This is a genomic window from Paenisporosarcina sp. TG-14 (assembly GCF_000297555.1).
GTDB classification, from domain to species: domain Bacteria; phylum Bacillota; class Bacilli; order Bacillales_A; family Planococcaceae; genus Paenisporosarcina; species Paenisporosarcina antarctica.
The window spans coordinates 1-433 of the sequence record NZ_AMGD01000113.1; the positions used below are offsets into that span (position 1 = coordinate 1).

The 433-nt window shown below is 42.0% G+C and carries 1 pseudogene; it reads right to left on the minus strand.

Annotated elements, in window-relative coordinates:
- Positions 1–433: pseudogene (locus tag C406_RS20870) on the minus strand (IS3-like element ISBsp3 family transposase); the annotation flags it as partial.

A 433-nucleotide genomic window follows, 5' to 3' on the forward strand; every position in this document is an offset into this window, starting at 1 on the left:
TTCACGAATCGCACGACTCTCGATATTTTCGAGCCACTCATAATATCCACTTCGGCTGACATCGGCCATTTTACAAAGATGAGATACCATATTCTTCAGCTGATACTTTCGAATGACATGATTTATGACTTCGTATTTCTCATGTGATTCTAGAACTGTTTCTTCACCTGCCCTTCTAGTTGTTCTAGCTTTTTTAGCAGCTCCAGTTCGGCCTCAAGGTATTTGATCCGCGCTTCTGCCTTCTCTAACTGCTTTTCTGCGGATACGTCTTTAGTAGAAGGTCGACCGGTACTAGCTTTTCCGCGACGCTCCTCCTGAAAACCCAAATCCCCATGAGTGTTAAATATTTTTCTCCAACGAGCTACTGATGATTGAATCTTCTTGGTTCCAATAACCTCAAGGTCAAATCCATTTTCAGTAAAGATTTGAACAG